Source organism: Pseudomonas sp. TH15 (assembly GCF_016651105.1).
GTDB lineage: Bacteria > Pseudomonadota > Gammaproteobacteria > Pseudomonadales > Pseudomonadaceae > Aquipseudomonas.
Genome location: NZ_JAEKEL010000002.1, coordinates 392,501 through 408,997 on the forward strand (window position 1 = coordinate 392,501; position 16,497 = coordinate 408,997).

The following is a 16,497-nucleotide window of genomic DNA, read 5'->3' on the forward strand; positions in this document are numbered from 1 at the left end:
GTCAGCAGCAGGATTTCTGATCCTCGCCTTTTTGAGTGGCACCTTGCATTTTTCGCTGTTCGAGGAAACCGAAATTACCCTTCCCCTGATTGGCTGCGGCATATTCGCGGTATTTTTTGTTCTCGCATTGGTAGCAGGACGCAAGTTCAAGTTTGACCCTGTGTTGCGTTGAGTTGTATCCATTCCAGGAGATGATTGACGGCGCTGACCAGGTCACCAGAATTGTCGATCAGATACGCGGGCGAATCACTTGACCTGCGATTCTGAAATTGAGCATTGCGGGCAAGCCGCTCATCAATTTGCTTCAGCGTTTCTCGACCACGCTGAAGGAGGCGCTCACGCAACACCTCATCCTTTACCGTCAACAGAACCGGTAATAGCGTTGGGTAACGTTCCTGCGCTTGGCGCAGGTTTGCACGAGAACCGTTAACCAGCACATTTCGTCCGGCCGATAGCAGTTGATCCATATCCACCGGGATTCCGTATGCGAGACCGTTCGCTCGCCATGCCAGCGAGAAATCCCCGGCGCGCTCATGGCGATCGAATTCCTCAGCCGTTACACCGATGGCGTCCTCCCCCACCGATTCAGCCGATCGAGTGATGACCCTGCGCATGATTTCGCAATTCATCGCGCGTAACGGCTGACGCGCAGCCTCAATCAGACTGTCCTTGCCTGAACCGGAAGGGCCCATTAGATAAATAAGCTTGCCATCCATCCTGAAATGTCCTCTGGCAGGTGCCCGCCCCTAGTAAATCGGCAAATTGCCACTATCCTGTAAAGGCAAGGAACAAGGATCGAAAGCGCCATAGCATGCACGTTCTGATGCCTTTGGGCATCTATTGATGTGCACTTGGAAGCGAACAGTGATGCGGGTTAAAGCGAAGTTTTCAAACCAGTCCGCATTTCTGATAATTGGTGCTGGCATAACGCCTTTATCCAGTTCAATATTTGTCACAGAATTGACGCCAATGATCTGGCTACTTTGAGGCATGATGCGAGCCTCTATCAATTCAGGTTGAACATTTGGCCAGAGTGCTTGTCCTAACAGACATCCTGCGGCCAATCCCGAGAACCGCTCCCCTGAACTAACCGGTTAAATATATGCGCCCATTGAAACAGGCAATTTATTCCAGCCGTACGGCTGACAAGTTCGTCGTACGTCTGCCAGACGGAATGCGTGAACGCATTGCCGAGGTGGCTCGCAATCATCATCGCAGCATGAACTCCGAAATCATTGCGCGCCTTGAGCAGAGTCTTATTCAGGAAGGCGCACTGGGCGAAGAGCTGAGCATGCGCCTGGACAGCCCAGAGCTGTCACTGCACGAACGCGAACTACTGCAACGCTTCCGCCAACTCTCCCACCGCCAGCAAAACGCACTTGTTTCGCTGATCGCCCATGACGCCGAAATGGCCGCAGACGCGTCCTGACTCACTCTAGAAAACTCAGGCCAGCATAATCGCTGGCTTTTTTTTGCCCGAAATTCGGAGCAAAAAAAAGCCCGCCAATTTGGCGGGCCTTGAAGAAGCTATTCAGAGCAGGAAGATTGTCGCCAACCCCAGGAAGATGAAGAACCCGCCGCTGTCGGTCATGGCCGTGATCATCACACTGGCGCCCATTGCCGGGTCGCGCCCCAGACGCGCGAGAGTCATGGGTATTAATACCCCCATCAGCGCCGCCAGCAACAAGTTGAGCGTCATGGCGGCGGTCATCACTACACCAAGGGACCAACTGCCATAGAGCAGATAGGCGACGACACCAATTACACCACCCCACACCAAGCCATTGATCAAACCCACCGCAAGCTCTTTGCGCATCAAGCGCGACGTGTTGCCGGTACTGACCTGGTCCAGGGCCATGGCTCGAACGATCATTGTGATCGTCTGGTTACCCGAGTTACCACCAATACCCGCCACGATAGGCATCAATGCCGCGAGCGCTACCAGCTTCTCGATGGAGCCTTCAAACAGACCGATTACCCGGGACGCTATAAACGCAGTGATCAGGTTCACCGCCAGCCAGGCCCAACGGTTACGCAGGGATTTCCAGACTGACGCGAAAATATCTTCTTCTTCACGCAGACCTGCCATGTTGAGAACTTCGTTTTCGCTCTCTTCACGAATCAGGTCGACCATTTCATCGATGGTCAGACGACCAATAAGCTTGCCGTTCTTGTCGACAACAGGCGCGGAGATCAAGTCATAACGCTCGAACGCCTGAGCGGCATCGTAAGCGTCTTCGTCCGGGTGAAAACTCACCGGATCGCTAGCCATGACTTCGGAAACCTGTTTATCCGGATCGTTAACCAGCAACCGCTTGATCGGCAGGACACCCTTGAGCACGCCGTCGTAGTCGACGACAAACAACTTATCGGTATGTCCCGGCAACTCTTTAAGGCGACGCAGGTAACGCAGAACCACTTCAAGACTGACATCCTCACGGATGGTCACCATCTCGAAGTCCATCAGCGCACCGACCTGCTCCTCGTCATAGGACAACGCGGAGCGAACGCGCTCACGCTGCTGGCCATCAAGGGTTTCCATCAGCTCATGGACGACGTCTCGCGGCAGCTCGGAGGCCAGGTCAGCAAGTTCGTCGGCATCCATGTCCTTGGCTGCAGCCAGGAGCTCGTGATCGTCCATGTCGGCGATCAGGGTTTCACGGACCGAGTCGGATACTTCGAGCAGAATATCGCCGTCACGATCAGCCTTGACCAATTGCCAGAGCGTCAGACGATCGCCCAGCGGCAGAGCTTCAAGGATGTAGGCAACGTCAGCGGAGTGCAGATCATCGAGCTTGCGTTGCAGCTCGACGAGGTTTTGCCGGTGAACCAGGTTCTCGACCCGATCGTGATGCGGACCTTCCTGGCGATGAGTCAGGTCTTCGACCACTCGCTGACGCTGCAGCAGCTCAACAACTTGAGCGAGGCGGTCTTGCAAGCTTTCCTGCGTTTTCTTTACTTCAACTTCGGACATAGGCGAACTCCACTCCCAGCAGCGGGGTACGCCGGAAGGATCAATCAGTCAATTCATGATTGGAAAAACGGGGTACTGAGTAACTACTGGGTAAGTCCATGGAGGTTTTCCACAAGCCCCGGCGGGGCTGACGGGCGCAATGATACACCGCCTGACGGTTTAAAACGCTAAAAAATCGTGGTTGAAACAAGCGCTTGCAAGACAAACCTGAGCGCTGCCCTTACCGATGAAACTGCGACGACTTATCCTGAAAAGAAAACACACCACCGCCAAAAAATGTAGCGACTACCCTTCAGGCGGAACGTCATGGAGGACGCCGAATGCCAACAAAATCAATTCTTTTTGTACTGACCTGCCTGTTTTGCCTAGCGCGTAGTGGTGAAGCGACAACCCTGCATCGCTGCGAAGCGGCGGACGGCAGCATCACATTCACATCAATGAGTTGCTCGCATGGCGAACGACTCTCAAAACAGGAGGTTCACCCCTACTCGCCCGGATCCGTCGTAGCCGTGATGCCGGAAGCCAATCACGAAAAAACATCCGGCATGAATATCCAGGGGCGAGAGCCCGGCATTGTCGGCGTCGCAGAGCATCTGTGCGGCAACCTGATCGACGCCAAACAACGTCGCGAAGCAATCATCAATCAGCGGGTCGTTGCCGGCATGACCCAGCAGGACGTTGAAAGCGCTCTCGGCAAACCGGACAAGATCAGCATTCGGAATTCGGCCACTAGTTATCGCTATGACCTCAAGCGAGGTCGCAGCGCACACGTCGAGTTTGATGAGAAAGGATGCGTCAAAGGAAAAGCCAAATCCCAGACAGCAAAAAGCCCGCGTTAGACGCAGGCTTTTTGGTGTTTGGTGCACTCGACAGGATTCGAACCTGTGACCGCTCGGTTCGTAGCCGAGTACTCTATCCAGCTGAGCTACGAGTGCATTTTGTGTTTTTAAACCAGACCACAACTGGCTGAAGCAAAGTCGCTCGCATTACTGCAAACAACTCTTAAATGGTGCACTCGACAGGATTCGAACCTGTGACCGCTCGGTTCGTAGCCGAGTACTCTATCCAGCTGAGCTACGAGTGCATTTTGTGTTTTTAAACCAGACCACAACTGGCTGAAGCAAAGTCGCTCGCATTACTGCAAACAACTCTTAAATGGTGCACTCGACAGGATTCGAACCTGTGACCGCTCGGTTCGTAGCCGAGTACTCTATCCAGCTGAGCTACGAGTGCATTTGTTGCCGCGCATTATAGGCCGTCTAATCTCTATGTCAAACACTTTTTCTAGTAATTTCAACAACTTACCGAAGAAGCCAGATTACAACGTACTACGCAAATAATGGCGGAGAACGGGGGATTCGAACCCCCGACACCCTTTTGAGGTGTACTCCCTTAGCAGGGGAGCGCCTTCGGCCACTCGGCCAGCTCTCCGCAACACGGGGCGTATCTTAACCAACCTTTTCCCCGTTTGCAAACATAAAAAACGATAAAAATTAATGGCTTGGTTCTTCGTCCTTCTCTTTCTTGATACGCAGGTAAATTTCCTCACGATGCACAGCCACCTCTTTCGGGGCGTTGACACCAATACGCACTTGATTTCCTTTGACGCCGAGCACGGTCACAGTGATTTCGCCATCACCAATAATCAGGCTTTCTGCGCACCGACGAGTCAGAATCAGCATACCTTTCTCCTCACGCATTTCAGTTCAGGGACAACAGTCTGCAAAAAAAAGGCACTCGACCTACAACCGGAACGATCGCAGCCCTACATGCCTGAGTATTGACCAGCGCGAGCAAAAGAACAGTTCTCGGGTCGCGCTATTCAAAAAAGACGAAGGGCGCGGTCAGACCGCGCCCTTCGGGAACCGCATCACTCACCCTGACGGGCAGGCGCATCCAGTTCGAAAGCCGTGTGCAGAGCGCGCACAGCCAGTTCCAGGTACTTCTCTTCAATCACGACGGAAACTTTGATTTCCGAGGTCGAGATCATCTGGATGTTGATGCTTTCCTTGGCCAGGGATTCGAACATGCGGCTGGCTACGCCTGCGTGAGAACGCATGCCGACGCCGACGATCGAGACCTTGGCGATCTTGATGTCACCAACGACTTCACGGGCACCGATCTCGCGAGCGGTGTTTTCCAGCACGGTTTGTGCGGCCTGGAAGTCATTGCGGTGCACGGTGAAGGTGAAGTCGGTGGTGTTATCGTGCGCAACGTTCTGCACGATCATGTCGACTTCAATGTTCGCAGCACTGATAGGCCCAAGAATCTTGAACGCCACACCCGGGGTGTCTGGCACGCCACGGATGGTCAGCTTGGCTTCATCGCGGTTGAAAGCGATGCCGGAAATGATCGGCTGTTCCATGGTTTCCTCTTCATCAATAGTAATGAGGGTGCCCGGACCCTCCTTGAAGCTGTGCAGTACGCGCAGCGGAACGTTGTACTTGCCGGCGAATTCCACCGCACGGATCTGCAACACCTTGGAACCGAGGCTGGCCATTTCCAGCATCTCTTCAAAGGTAATCTTGTCCAGGCGCTGGGCCACGGACACCACACGTGGGTCGGTGGTGTAGACGCCGTCCACATCGGTGTAGATCTGGCATTCGTCAGCCTTCAAGGCCGCTGCCAGCGCCACGCCGGTGGTGTCGGAACCGCCACGACCGAGGGTGGTGATGTTGCCGTGCTCGTCAACGCCCTGGAAACCGGCGACAACCACCACACGACCAGCCTTCAGGTCACCGCGAATCTTCTGATCGTCAATCTGCAAGATACGCGCTTTATTGTGCGCGCTGTCCGTCAGAATCCGTACCTGATTGCCGGTGTAGGACACCGCTGGCACGCCGCGTTTGATCAGCGCCATGGCCAACAGGGCAATCGTCACCTGCTCACCGGTGGAGACGATCACATCCAGCTCACGCGGAACCGGCTGACTGTCGCCACTGATTTGCTTGGCCAGATCGATCAGACGGTTGGTCTCGCCGCTCATTGCAGACAGCACAACCACCAGGTCATCGCCGGCATCGCGGAATTTCTTAACCTTGTCGGCGACCTGCTCGATTCTCTCGACAGTACCGACTGAGGTGCCTCCAAATTTCTGTACGATCAAAGCCATTTCAAAGCCGCCTCTGCCCATGAAGGGCGCCCAATAATCACTCAAACAGTTGCCGACACCGCCACTAGACCGCGGCGCCGGCAAACCGCCTTATAAACCCTGCTCTACAAATGGAACGGTCAGGGCCAATGCGGCATCCAGTGCGCCGGCGTCTACACCACCGCCCTGCGCCATGTCTGGACGACCACCGCCCTTCCCGCCCACTGCCGCAGCGGCTTGCTTCATCAAATCACCGGCTCTGAGTTGGCCAGTCAGGTCCTTGGTTACGCCTGCAACCAGAACGACCTTATCCTCATGGACACTGCCGAGCAGGATCACTGCGCGGCCGAGTTTGTTTTTCAGTTGATCGACCAGCGCCAGCAGCGCCTTGCCGTCCTGACCGTCCAGACGCACGGCCAGCACTTTCACACCTTTGACATCCAGCGCGGAAGACGACAGATCGTCGCCCGCCGCACTGGCAGCCTTGGCTTGCAACTGCTCGAGTTGCTTCTCCAGCAGACGGTTGCGCTCCAGCACAGCCGACAGCTTGTCGATCAGGTTGTCGCGGCTGCCCTTGACCAGGTTGGCCGCTTCCTTGAGTTGTTCTTCAGCAGCGTTCAAGTAGGCCAGTGCCGCAGCTCCCGTGACCGCCTCAATACGACGCACACCGGAGGCCACACCGCCTTCGCTGATGATTTTCAGCAGGCCGATGTCGCCGGTACGGTTAGCGTGAATGCCACCGCACAGCTCGACGGAGAAATCACCGCCCATGCTCAGCACGCGCACGTTGTCGCCATACTTCTCACCAAACAGCGCCATGGCGCCTTTCTTTTTGGCGGTTTCAATATCGGTTTCTTCAGTTTCAACCGCGGAGTTCTTGCGAATCTCGGCGTTGACGATGTCTTCCAGCGCCTTCAACTGCTCAGGCTTGATGGCTTCGAAGTGGCTGAAGTCAAAGCGCAAGCGCTGACTGTCGACCAGCGAGCCTTTCTGCTGAACGTGTTCGCCCAGCACCTGACGCAATGCAGCGTGCAGCAAGTGCGTCGCCGAGTGGTTCAGCGAAGTCGCGTGACGCACGTCGGCATCGACATGAGTTTCTACCGGCGCGCCGATCGTCAGACTGCCCGAAGCCAGCACACCGTGATGCAGGAACGCACCGCCGGTCTTGGTGGTGTCGCGCACATCGAAACGGCTGCTGCCGACTTGCAGATAACCGCAGTCGCCGATCTGACCGCCGGACTCAGCGTAGAAAGGCGTTTGATTGAGAACAACCACGCCTTCTTCGCCTTCACTCAAGACGTCGACCGAGCGGCCTTCTTTATAGATGGCGACAATTTTGGCCGAACCGCTGGTGGCCTTGTAGCCGGTGAACTCGGTCGCTACGTCAACCTTGACCAAGGTGTTGTAGTCCAGACCGAACGAGCTGGCCGAGCGAGCACGAACACGCTGAGCTTCCATTTCGCGCTCGAAACCGACTTCGTCAACCGTCAGGTTACGTTCGCGAGCGATGTCAGCGGTCAGGTCCATCGGGAAACCGTAGGTGTCATACAGCTTGAACACCACATCGCCCGGCACCACGGTGCCTTTGAGTTCCAACAGATCCTGCTCGAGAATCTTCAGGCCGTGCTCCAAAGTCTTGGAGAACTGCTCTTCTTCGGCCTTGAGTACGCGCTCGATATTGCCCTGTTGCTGCTTGAGCTCCGGGAACGCTTCGCCCATCTCGGCAACCAGCGCCGCGACGATCTTGTAGAAGAAGCTGCCGGTCGCACCCAGCTTGTTACCGTGACGGCACGCACGACGAATAATCCGGCGCAGCACGTAGCCACGGCCTTCGTTGGACGGCAGCACGCCGTCGGCAATCAGGAAACCGCACGAACGAATGTGGTCGGAGACAACTTTGAGCGACGACTGATCGTCGTTGCTGCAGCCGATAGCCTCGGCCGACGCGCTCAGCAGGTTCTTGAACAGGTCGATTTCATAGTTCGAATGAACGTGCTGCATCACCGCACTGATCCGCTCCAGGCCCATGCCGGTATCTACCGATGGCGCTGGCAACGGATGCAACACCCCATCGGCGGTGCGGTTGAACTGCATGAACACGTTGTTCCAGATCTCGATGTAACGGTCGCCATCTTCTTCCGGCGAACCCGGTGGGCCACCCCAGATGTGATCGCCGTGATCGTAGAAAATCTCGGTGCAAGGGCCGCACGGGCCGGTATCGCCCATGGTCCAGAAGTTGTCGGACGCGTATGGCGCACCTTTGTTGTCGCCGATGCGAATCATGCGCTCGACCGGAACACCGATTTGTTTGGTCCAGATGTCGTAAGCCTCGTCATCCGAGGCATAGACCGTTACCCAGAGTTTTTCCTTGGGCAGTTTCAGGACACCGGTCAGGAAGGTCCAGGCGTAGGTAATCGCATCGTGCTTGAAATAGTCACCGAAGCTGAAGTTACCCAGCATTTCAAAGAACGTGTGGTGACGAGCGGTATAACCGACGTTTTCCAGGTCACTGTTCTTGCCACCGGCACGCACGCACTTCTGGCTGCTGGTCGCACGGGTGTACGCACGTTTTTCCTGGCCCAGGAAGCAGTCCTTGAACTGGTTCATCCCCGCGTTAGTGAACAGCAGGGTTGGGTCGTTGCCCGGAATCAAAGAGCTGGAGGCTACACGGGTGTGGCCTTGCTCTTCGAAGAAGCGAAGGAAGGCTTCACGGATTTCTGCGCTTTTCATTAGGTTCTTCCACGGAGGCTGCGGCCAAAGGCCTGTGCGAAACGTCAACAGACGAAGCGACGGCAAAGGGCCGCATTATATCGGCCCTGCGCGCGGGGTACAGCGTGTTTATACGATAGAAACGGTCAATTGGACGGCTAACGCTGTCAGTTGCGCGAAAACTCGACGAATGTCGCGATGACCTGCTCGATTTGTGCGCGGCTGACGTCCATGTGCGTGACCATTCGCAGACGGCCGGCGGCGCTCAGCTTGATACCACGCTCAGCCGCGAACGCCTTGATCGCCTCGGCCTTGTCGCCTATCTGCACGTAAACCATGTTGGTCTGCACCGGTTCGATGTCGTAACCGGCTTTACGCAGGCCGTCGGCAAGAAATTGCGCATTGTCATGGTCGTCGGCCAAGCGCTGGATATTGTGATCCAGCGCATACAACCCTGCCGCCGCCAGAATCCCGGCCTGACGCATGCCACCACCGACCATTTTGCGCAGGCGTCGCGCCTTGCCGATCAACTCGACCGAGCCGCACAACACCGAACCGATCGGAGCGCCCAGCCCCTTGGACAAGCAGACCGACACCGAATCGAAATGCTGAGTGATCTCCCGGGCATCAACCCCCAGCTTGACCGCCGCGTTGTAAAGCCGCGCGCCATCCAGGTGCAGGGCCAAACCGTGTTCACGGGTGAAACTGCGCGCCCGGGCCAGATACTCCAGTGGCAGGACTTTGCCCTGCATGGTGTTTTCCAGGGCCAGCAAGCGTGTGCGGGCGAAGTGGAAGTCGTCAGGCTTGATCGCTGCGGCAACCTGGGCCAGGTCCAGGGACCCATCGGCCTGCACTTCCAGCGGCTGTGGCTGGATTGAGCCGAGCACCGCGGCACCGCCACCTTCGTACTTATAAGTGTGAGCCTGCTGACCGACGATGTATTCCTCGCCGCGCTCGCAGTGGGCCATCAACCCTAGCAAGTTACTCATGGTTCCCGTCGGAACGAATAGCGCTGCAGCAAAACCCAGTCGCGTGGCCAGTTCGGCTTCCAGACGATTGACCGTCGGATCTTCACCGTAAACGTCGTCACCGGTGGCCGCTGTGGCCATCGCGTCGAGCATTCCTTTGGACGGTTGAGTGACGGTGTCGCTGCGAAGATCGATAACGCTCATAAATCTGGCCTCGGTAATCAGGGGAATTCACTTTCCAAGAGGAATTACTGCGGTCATGCCGACGAATAATCAACCCTTGGGCGAGGAAAAGACGCTTTACCCCTTCGAAAAAATCGATATCAATCATCAGAAAGCAGCGATGCGCATGCACAAAATATGTGTTAAAAACGCTTCGCCGCCAAACATTCTGGCGGCAAAACGTTCTCAGGGCGGGGTGCAACTCCCCACCGGCGGTAATTGCGCGCAATGCGCATAGCCCGCGAGCGCTTGGTGACAGCACGCCTTGGGCGGTGACTGGCGGCAAGGTCAGCAGACCCGGTGTGATCCCGGGGCCGACGGTCATAGTCCGGATGAAGAGAGAACGGGATTGGCGCCAAAGGGCCGTCCGCCGGCATTCGTGCGAGCGCGCGTACCCTTAAATCCCATTCGATTCATAAGCCCTGTTTTTCACACAAACAGGAACCAGAACATGCAACCCACCGCAATCGATAGCAAAAGCAAAAACCATCAGGGCGAGCGCGTTGCGTTCATCCAGGCCTGCTGGCACAAAGAAATCGTCGACCAGAGCCGTAAGGGCTTCCTGGCCGAGATGATTGCCCAGGGCTATCAGGAATCGGACATCGACTTCTTCGAACTCGGCGGCGCCTTTGAAATTCCGCTGCACGCCAAGCTGCTGGCCAAAACTGGCCGTTATGCCGGTATCGTTGCCGCAGGCTTGGTGGTGGACGGCGGGATCTACCGTCACGAATTCGTCGCCCAGTCGGTGATCAGCGGCCTGATGCAGGTTCAGCTGGAAACTGAAGTGCCGGTATTCTCGGTGGTCCTGACCCCGCACCACTTCCATGCTGGCGAAGAACATCAGAAGTTCTTCTTCGAGCATTTCGTGCATAAAGGCCAGGAAGCAGCGAAGACTTGCGCGGACACGCTGCACAAGACGCGTGCATTGCGTCGTAGTGAACCGCGTGCGGTAGCGGTCTAAACACAAAAACTGCGTATGCGGGTGGGGCCTTCGGCCTCACCCAAACCAAATGTGGGAGCGAGCTTGCTCGCGAAAGCGGTTTAACATTCAACACCTATGTTGACTGTCAGTCCGCTTTCGCGAGCAAGCCCGCTCCCACATTGGTTTTGTGTCGGGTTTGAGATCGAGGTCAGGCGAGGTTCTCGTCGCTGGTCGGCACGATCAGGATGCCGGCGCGCAGGCCGTTCTTTACCTTGGGGTTCGGGAAGATGATCCGGGCGCCCTTCTCTTCGATGATCCAGCGGGTCTGGGCGATGTCTTCGGCCAGCACGTAACCCACTTCCAACTCCGAAAAGTTCTCGATGTCCGCTGGCAGGTTCAAGCGAAAGCTGTCGCTGTGCTTGATGATTTCCCGCGCCACGCTGAATAGCTGCAAACCGTCCAGCGACGCTTCGGCCAGGGCTGGCTCGTTGCCTTCGATGATCTGTTTGAGACGGGTCTCGAGCAGATCGACATTAACCCCGGCGTTCTGCCCGAACGGTCGGGCCTTGCCCAATTCGAGGGTAAAAGCCTCGGCCCCGAGCTTGTCGTAGGTGTAGGAACTGAAGACGATGGACGGCTTGTTCTGCAACAGCACTGCTTCCATGCCGGCGGCGCGCAGGCGAGCCAGTTCCAGTCGCGAATGCTGGCGACCTTCCTTCCACGGATACAGCGCGAACTGCTCAATTTTCGAGCCACGAATCGCGGTGTGCAGGTCGTAGTGCAGACGGTCGCGATCCGGCAGGCTGAAGAAACTCGCCGCCAGTCGCTCCAGTTCACAAGCGCGCAGGGCTTCGGAACCGCTGCTTTGCTCATGACGGCCGTTGAATAGCCGGTTGACGTCCTGCTCGATGAAACGCTCGCCGCGACGGATCGCCTCGGGGTTACCGAACAGGAACAGAATACGTGCGCGCGGTTTAAGATCGCCGCGGGCGATGTCATGCAACAGGCGATCAAGCAACTCGATCGGCGCTGTTTCGTTGCCATGGATACCGGCTGACAGCAGCAGGTCCAGGCCATTGTCCCGCGCTTCAGGTGGCCGGACTTCCAGCGCACCTTCGCTCAACCAGCGCATCCGCACGCCTTCGACAGTCAGTTGAGTCTTCTCCGCCGGTTCGCGGCCGGCGAGGGTCAGTTCAAGCAGTTTGCCGAGGGCGAGCATAGAGCGATTTCCTTAGTGGTCGTGTGCGCAATCCGGGCCGTGCACGTGGTCTTCGTCACCGACTTCGGCCGGTTCCATTTCCAGTTGCAGACTTACCAGATTAGTCGCCAATGGGCGCAGCAGCAGGTTGGCGTATTCAGCATCGCCTTCTTCGACGTCGACGCCGATCAGCAGTTGGCCGCGGCCGTCTTGCTGGATCCACAGCTCTTTGCCTTGCCACATGACCGCGACGCGGGTGCAGGAGGTTTCCAGTTGCGTGCCGTCGGTGTCTTCAAGGATCAGCTGCAGGGTATCGCTCATGTTTTTTACGCTCTCGTTTGAGATGAAGCAGCGCACGCTCAGGTAGAGCGCGCGCCGACGTTCAATTGATCTGGAATGGATAAACCGCGCCCAGTTTAAGGATTTGCGTCAGTTCATCCAGTGCCGTCCGGCACTCAAGCAGCAATTGCGGGTCCGCCAGATCGTTTTCGGTCATGCGGTCGCGGTAGTGCTTGTCGACCCATTCGGTCAATGTGCCGTACAACGGTGCCGTCATGATAACCCCTGGATTGACGGCCGCCAGTTCGGTTTCGTTGAGGGCGACGCGAAGTCGCAGGCAAGCCGGGCCACCGCCGTTCTGCATGCTCTGCTTCAGATCGAAAACTTTCACTTCGCGGATCAGCCCGCCAGAGCTGGTCAAACCTTGCAGGTACTGCCAGACACGCTCGTTGCCACGGCACTCTTCCGGCACGATCAACAGCATGGAGCCGTCAGGACGCGACAGCAGTTGGCTATTGAACAGGTAGGACCGAACCGCGTCCTCAACGGTTACCGCGGAACGCGGTACGCAGACAGACTGAAATTTCCCACCGACCTTGGCGAGTTTTCCGGAAAGCTCGGCCAGCATCTGTTCGGTGTCGAGGAACGCGTCCTCGTGATAGAACAAGACTTCGCCATTACCCACTGCGATCACGTCGTTATGGAACACGCCCTGATCGATCACCGAAGGATTCTGTTGCGCGTAGACCACGCCGTCATCGCTCAAACCGTGCAAACGAGCCACAGCCTGGGAAGCTTCGAGGGTCTGTCGCGCCGGGTATTTCTGCGGTGCCGGGTAACGGGTATCGAATGCGCTGCGACCGAACACGAAGAACTCGACGCCGGCTTCGCCATATTCACGGCAGAAACGGGTGTGGTTGGCCGCGCCTTCGTCGCCGAACTGCGCCACGGCCGGCAATGCGGCGTGGTGAGCAAAGTGCTTCTGGTCAGCGAACATCGCGCCCAGCACGCGGCTGGTGGTCGGGTGTTCGATGCTACGGTGATATTTGCAGTTCAGGTTGGCAGCGGTGAAATGCACACGGCCATCGGCGGTGTCAGCACTTGGGCTGACGGTGGCGGCGTTGGCTACCCACATGCTCGAGGCTGAGCAACTGGCGACCAACAGCGGCATTGCATCTTTAGCGGCCTGTTCGATCACCTGAGCGTCGGTGCCGCTGAAACCCAAACGGCGCAATGCAGCAACGTCCGGACGCTCTTGCGGTGCCAGTACGCCTTGTTGAAAGCCCATTTCCATCAGGGCTTTCATTTTCGCCAGTCCTTGCAACGCCGCTTCCTTCGGATTCGAAGACTGCTGGCTGTTGCTTTGGGACGCGACGTTGCCGTAGGACAGGCCGCCGTAGTTATGGGTCGGCCCCACTAGACCGTCAAAATTGACTTCATAGGATTTCATCAGCGAGGCTCCACGAGAATCTGTTTTTATAGGCATCAAGTAACAATTCAGTACAACGTGTCGCGGCCATCGCGAGCAGGCTCTCTCCCACAAGTTTTGCGTAATCCATGTGGGAGCGAGCCTGCTCGCGAATGGGCGTTACGACATCCGCACGCCAGGCGTCAGCGAGGCAGGCATGACCAGGCTCGGGGTTTCCAGCGAAGCCACCGGGTACGCACAGTAATCTGCCGCGTAATAAGCGCTGGCGCGATGGTTACCCGAAGCACCGACGCCGCCGAATGGCGCGCTGCTCGCAGCACCGGTCAGTTGCTTGTTCCAGTTGACGATACCGGCGCGGCTTTCCAGCCAGAACTGCTGATAACGTGCTTCGGAATCCGACAGCAAACCGGCGGCCAGACCATAGTCCGTGTCGTTGGCTTCAGCGATCGCCGCTTCAAAATCAGCGTAGCGGATCACTTGCAGCAACGGGCCGAACAGCTCTTCGTCAGGACGATCAGCCACTTCGCTGACATCAAGAATACCTGGCGTCAGCAAGGCTGCCTGAGCCTGCGGTTGAGTCATTTCCAGCAGCGCGACGGCACCATTCGCCAGCAAATGTTCCTGTGCATCCATCAACGCTTTCGCCGCGCCGAGGGAAATCACCGAGCCCATGAACGGCGCAGGCGTTTGATCAAATGCACCGACTTCAATCGTCGAGCTGACCGCGACCAGACGCGCCAGCAAGGTGTCACCCCAGGCGCCTTGCGGCACCAGCAAGCGGCGAGCACAGGTGCAACGCTGACCGGCAGAAATGAACGCCGACTGGATGATGGTGTAAACGGCTGCATCAAGATCCGACACCTGATCGACCACCAACGGATTGTTGCCACCCATTTCCAGCGCGAGGATCTTGTCCGGGCGCCCGGCAAATTGCTGGTGAAGATGGTTGCCGGTACGGCTGGAACCGGTGAAGAACAAACCGTCGATGCCCGAGTTCGCCGCCAGTGCGATACCCGTTTCGCGAGCACCTTGCAGCAGGTTCAACACACCTGCCGGCAGGCCGGCTTCGATCCAGCACTTGACCGTCAGTTCAGCGACTTTCGGGGTCAGTTCGCTTGGCTTGAACAGCACGCTGTTACCGGCCAGCAGCGCCGGTACGATGTGACCGTTTGGCAAGTGACCCGGGAAATTGTAAGGACCAAACACCGCCACCACGCCGTGTGGCTTGTGGCGCAATACCGCGGTGGCGTCGCCCAACGGGCCGCTCTTCTCGCCGGTACGTTCGCGGTAGCTCTGTACCGAGATCGCAATCTTGTTGACCATGCTGGTGACTTCAGTCGCCGCTTCCCACAGGGGTTTGCCGGTTTCTTCACCGATGCAGCGAGCCAGTTCGTCAGCGTGGTTCTTTAGGGCGGCGGCAAAGGCTTCCAGCACTGCGATGCGCTCGTCCAGGGTCCGACGGGCCCAGCCCGGGAACGCCTGACGCGCGGCTTGCACGGCCGATTCAACCTGAGCAGTGGTCGCGCCTTCGCCGGTCCACAGTACTTGTTGGGTCACTGGGTTCAGCGATTGAAAAGCTTCACCCTGGCCAGCCAGCCATTCACCTGCGATGTATAGCGAATTCATTATTTCGACTCCCGAGCAGCGGACAACGGAACGGCGCGCACTTGATCACCGGCGTTGAGTTGAAGGCGTTTGGCGGTCTGCGGATCGACCACCAAAGTACCGGCGGCGAAGCGTGCTGGCGCGGCAGTGATCCGGCAGTCTTCGCGCTTGCGGTTGTGAATCAGGAATGGCGTGGCATCGTCACCCGGCGTGCCGATGGCCAGCACCAGCGCCTGGCTGTCGCGTACCGCTCGGATCTTGCTGGTTTCGCACTCCACTGCCGGGCCTGCGTCGAAAATGTCGACGTAGCCCTGATAGCTGAAACCTTCGCTTTTGAGCATGGCCAGGGCCGGTTCGGTATCAGGGTGAACCTGACCGATCACGTTGCGCGCGTCTGGCGACAGGAAGCAGGTGTACAGCGGAAACTTCGGCATCAGCTCGGCGATGAACGCCTTGTTGCCAACACCCGTGAGGTAATCCGCCTGGCTGAATTCCATTTTGAAGAAGTGTCGGCCCAGGCTTTCCCAGAACGGCGAACGCCCGGCTTCATCGGACACACCGCGCATTTCGGCAATGATCTTGTTGCCAAACAGTTGCGGGAATTCAGCGATGAACACCATCCGCGCCTTGGCCAACATGCGGCCATTGAGGCCTGTACGGTAATCGGCGTGCAGGAACAGCGAGCACAACTCGGAGTTACCAGTCAGGTCGTTGGCCAGGAATAGCGTTGGAATTTCGCGATAGATGTTCAGCTCTTGCGATGCACTGACAGTCAGGCCAACCCGGAAGTTGTACCAAGGCTCACGCATGCCGACGGCACCGGCGATGGCGGAAATGCCCACCACGCGGCCGTTGTCGTCTTCGAGCACGAACAGGTAGTCCGCATCGCCCCGCCCGGCTTCGCCGCGGAAGGTCTTCTCGGCCCAGCCGACCCGGTGGGCCAGACGTTCTTCGTTAGCCGGCAAGGTGGTCAGGCCGGTGCCGGTGCTGCGGGCCAGGTCGATCAGAGCGGGTAAATCGCTGCTGCGTACGGGACGAACGATCATGCTATCTCCTCAAACGGGCCGCTTGCGCCACCCGTGAAACTCGCTGCTTTTCAG

15 protein-coding genes, 4 tRNA genes and 1 riboswitch (1 of these 20 running past the window's edge) are annotated in these 16,497 nt (G+C 57.5%); of the genes, 4 read left to right on the forward strand and 15 right to left on the reverse strand.

Annotation, left to right across the window (positions count from 1 at the left end):
• A protein-coding gene (locus JFT87_RS25585) for a PA3371 family protein (RefSeq protein ID WP_201205926.1) crosses the window boundary here: on the forward strand, positions 1 to 172 show its 3' portion. It extends 8 nt beyond the left edge of the window; only the last 172 of its 180 coding nucleotides appear in the window; the start codon falls outside the window, past its left edge; the stop codon is at positions 170 to 172.
• On the opposite strand, the gene phnN is transcribed toward JFT87_RS25585, so the two are convergent.
• Complete coding sequence (gene phnN / locus JFT87_RS25590; protein ID WP_201205928.1) at positions 147 to 716, reverse strand: phosphonate metabolism protein/1,5-bisphosphokinase (PRPP-forming) PhnN; 570 nt, start codon at positions 714 to 716, stop codon at positions 147 to 149. The two genes, JFT87_RS25585 and phnN, sit on opposite strands and share 26 nt — an antisense overlap.
• A gap of 386 nt (positions 717 to 1,102) precedes the next feature.
• On the opposite strand from phnN, the gene JFT87_RS25595 reads away from it, so the two are divergent.
• On the forward strand, positions 1,103 to 1,429 hold the full coding sequence (locus tag JFT87_RS25595) for an Arc family DNA-binding protein (RefSeq protein WP_003178899.1): 327 nt from the start codon (positions 1,103 to 1,105) through the stop codon (positions 1,427 to 1,429).
• 102 nt (positions 1,430 to 1,531) lie between these two features.
• On the opposite strand, the gene mgtE is transcribed toward JFT87_RS25595, so the two are convergent.
• Positions 1,532 to 2,974 carry a magnesium transporter gene (gene mgtE, locus JFT87_RS25600; RefSeq protein WP_201205930.1) on the reverse strand — a complete coding sequence of 481 codons (1,443 nt, stop codon included), beginning with the start codon at positions 2,972 to 2,974 and terminating at the stop codon, positions 1,532 to 1,534.
• A 320-nt stretch (positions 2,975 to 3,294) separates the two neighbouring features.
• On the opposite strand from mgtE, the gene JFT87_RS25605 reads away from it, so the two are divergent.
• Entirely contained in the window at positions 3,295 to 3,813 is a 519-nt protein-coding gene (locus tag JFT87_RS25605) for a cell envelope protein SmpA (protein WP_201205932.1), read from the forward strand.
• A 19-nt stretch (positions 3,814 to 3,832) separates the two neighbouring features.
• Here JFT87_RS25605 and JFT87_RS25610 read toward each other — a convergent pair.
• The 8 genes from JFT87_RS25610 to ltaE form a co-directional block, all read right to left on the reverse strand.
• Positions 3,833 to 3,909 (reverse strand) — tRNA-Arg (locus JFT87_RS25610).
• Positions 3,910 to 3,981: 72 nt separating this feature from the next.
• A tRNA-Arg gene (locus tag JFT87_RS25615) sits at positions 3,982 to 4,058 on the reverse strand.
• Positions 4,059 to 4,130: 72 nt separating this feature from the next.
• Positions 4,131 to 4,207: transfer RNA gene (locus JFT87_RS25620), tRNA-Arg, on the reverse strand.
• Positions 4,208 to 4,314: 107 nt separating this feature from the next.
• Positions 4,315 to 4,405 (reverse strand) — tRNA-Ser (locus JFT87_RS25625).
• 62 nt (positions 4,406 to 4,467) lie between these two features.
• A complete protein-coding gene (gene csrA, locus JFT87_RS25630; RefSeq protein ID WP_002554426.1) occupies positions 4,468 to 4,656 on the reverse strand; it encodes a carbon storage regulator CsrA in 189 nt (62 codons plus the stop codon).
• A gap of 188 nt (positions 4,657 to 4,844) precedes the next feature.
• Complete coding sequence (locus JFT87_RS25635; protein WP_201205934.1) at positions 4,845 to 6,086, reverse strand: aspartate kinase; 1,242 nt, start codon at positions 6,084 to 6,086, stop codon at positions 4,845 to 4,847.
• Between the two features lie 90 nt (positions 6,087 to 6,176).
• Complete coding sequence (alaS, locus tag JFT87_RS25640) at positions 6,177 to 8,795, reverse strand: alanine--tRNA ligase (RefSeq protein ID WP_201205936.1); 2,619 nt, start codon at positions 8,793 to 8,795, stop codon at positions 6,177 to 6,179.
• A 146-nt stretch (positions 8,796 to 8,941) separates the two neighbouring features.
• Positions 8,942 to 9,946 (reverse strand): low-specificity L-threonine aldolase, encoded by a 1,005-nt coding sequence (gene ltaE / locus JFT87_RS25645; protein ID WP_201205938.1) that lies wholly within the window; start codon positions 9,944 to 9,946, stop codon positions 8,942 to 8,944.
• 196 nt (positions 9,947 to 10,142) lie between these two features.
• A riboswitch (FMN riboswitch) is annotated at positions 10,143 to 10,313 on the forward strand.
• 102 nt (positions 10,314 to 10,415) lie between these two features.
• On the opposite strand from ltaE, the gene JFT87_RS25650 reads away from it, so the two are divergent.
• A complete protein-coding gene (locus JFT87_RS25650; protein WP_201205940.1) occupies positions 10,416 to 10,925 on the forward strand; it encodes a 6,7-dimethyl-8-ribityllumazine synthase in 510 nt (169 codons plus the stop codon).
• Positions 10,926 to 11,094: 169 nt separating this feature from the next.
• Here the strand turns inward: JFT87_RS25650 and astE are convergent, their stop codons facing one another.
• The 5 genes from astE to astA form a co-directional block, all read right to left on the reverse strand.
• Positions 11,095 to 12,105 (reverse strand): succinylglutamate desuccinylase, encoded by a 1,011-nt coding sequence (gene astE / locus JFT87_RS25655; protein WP_201205942.1) that lies wholly within the window; start codon positions 12,103 to 12,105, stop codon positions 11,095 to 11,097.
• Positions 12,106 to 12,117: 12 nt separating this feature from the next.
• Positions 12,118 to 12,405 carry a hypothetical protein gene (locus tag JFT87_RS25660; protein ID WP_033056735.1) on the reverse strand — a complete coding sequence of 96 codons (288 nt, stop codon included), beginning with the start codon at positions 12,403 to 12,405 and terminating at the stop codon, positions 12,118 to 12,120.
• Positions 12,406 to 12,466: 61 nt separating this feature from the next.
• A complete protein-coding gene (gene astB / locus JFT87_RS25665; protein ID WP_201205945.1) occupies positions 12,467 to 13,813 on the reverse strand; it encodes an N-succinylarginine dihydrolase in 1,347 nt (448 codons plus the stop codon).
• Positions 13,814 to 13,951: 138 nt separating this feature from the next.
• Positions 13,952 to 15,421, reverse strand: a complete 1,470-nt coding sequence (gene astD, locus JFT87_RS25670; protein ID WP_201206757.1) for a succinylglutamate-semialdehyde dehydrogenase — start codon at positions 15,419 to 15,421, stop codon at positions 13,952 to 13,954.
• The gene (astA, locus tag JFT87_RS25675; protein ID WP_201205948.1) at positions 15,418 to 16,443 is read right to left on the reverse strand and encodes an arginine N-succinyltransferase; all 1,026 of its coding nucleotides are present in this window, start codon (positions 16,441 to 16,443) and stop codon (positions 15,418 to 15,420) included. Before astA ends, astD begins: the two co-directional genes overlap by 4 nt.
• Between the last annotated feature and the right edge of the window lie 54 nt (positions 16,444 to 16,497).